Annotated in this window: 1 protein-coding gene; it reads right to left on the reverse strand. The window is 61.9% G+C overall.

Going from position 1 to position 1,329, the window contains the following annotated elements; translation table 11 throughout:
- Nucleotides 1–3: 3 nt before the first annotated feature.
- Nucleotides 4–1,206, reverse strand: a complete 1,203-nt coding sequence (locus DER72_RS15970) for an ISL3 family transposase (RefSeq protein WP_219983333.1) — start codon at nt 1,204–1,206, stop codon at nt 4–6.
- Between the last annotated feature and the right edge of the window lie 123 nt (nt 1,207–1,329).

The following is a 1,329-nucleotide window of genomic DNA, read 5'->3' on the forward strand; positions in this document are numbered from 1 at the left end:
GGTTCATCGCATTTTGCCGGGAAACGCGGCACGGATCTTCAGGAAGAAGTACTCCGTGTCGCGGTACCCGTAAGCCATCCGCTTCATGACCTTGATCCGGTTGTTCATGCCCTCCAGCACGCTGGTATTTAGCCGGTGCCGGGCACTGGACAGGATCCCTTCAAGGTATGGGGCCAGTCGCTTGGCGAAGCGTACCAGAGCCTCGATGCCACTGCTGGTGGCCATGTCGTACCATTCCTGCCAGGCGCTTCGGGCGGTAGCCTCGTCGTCGGCAAACCACAGGGTCTTCAACTGGTCCTTGAGCACATAGGCCGTGCTCAATGACGCGTTGGCTGCCAGCAGCTCCTCCAGCTTGACCGCCTGCTCGGGCTTGAGGTTGTCGGCGTTGCGCAGCAGTAGCCAGCGGCTTCCCTTGATGACCTTGCGAGCGGCCTTGTCGTCGCGCAGTTGGTTGGCCTGATCAACGCGTACCCGGTCCATCACCTCGCGTCCGTACTTGGCCACCACATGGAAGCGGTCGTAGACCACCTCGGCATTGGGGCACTGGTCCTTCACCTCTGCATCAAAGGCTGAGTTCATGTCCATGGCGACCGCCTCGATCTGTTCACGCGCCTCGCCCAGCCATTCGAAGAACGGCCGGATGGCCTCGCGGGAGCGGCCTTCGCCCACCCATACCACCTGCTGGGTGTCGGCGCAGGCGACCACCGTGGCGTAGCGGTGCCCCTTGTGCAGGGCGAACTCATCCATCATCAGTCGCCGTAACCGACTCGGGTCAGGTGCCGGCAGGTCGCGCTGCAGACGCTGCTTGTCGATGGTCTTGACGGTATGCCAGTGCAAGCCGATCAGGTCGGCGACATGCCGAATCGGCAGCAACGTGACCAGGCGCTCCACCCACTGGCGCAACGTGGTGGTGACCGGTGAGCGCCCCGGCAACCAGTCGATACGCTCCCGTGTCGGGCCACAGACGGGGCAGCGTAGACGGCGTACCGGCACCTCCAGCTCGACCCGGTAGACCAGCAACGGGGCTTCACGGACACGACGATGGTGCACGTCATGAACGAGGAAGCAGGCGTGGTCACAGCCGCTGCAGACCGGTGGGACACGGTCATCAGGGGCCAGCGTGAGGCGTAGCGTTTGCTCATCCAGAAAAGTGTGGTGAGCGACGGTGAAACCTTTCCAGAACAGGCAGAGCGGGGTAGCATCCATGGCAACGGCGGTATCCGTGAGCAGACGTTTGTGGTGAATATCAGCTTACTCGGATTTACCGCCGTTTCTCTATCCTGTCTCTTCCTAATCTTACTTCGCTTTCACGCCAGTCTGCGAAGAACC

This window comes from Halomonas sp. A11-A, from assembly GCF_003182195.1.
Taxonomy (GTDB): domain Bacteria; phylum Pseudomonadota; class Gammaproteobacteria; order Pseudomonadales; family Halomonadaceae; genus Halomonas; species Halomonas alkalicola.

What these genes read in the sequence shown, in the direction of transcription:
- DER72_RS15970 (WP_219983333.1), bottom strand. Translation starts at nt 1,206, where the DNA reads ATGGATGCTACCCCGCTCTGCCTGTTCTGGAAAGGTTTCACCGTCGCT.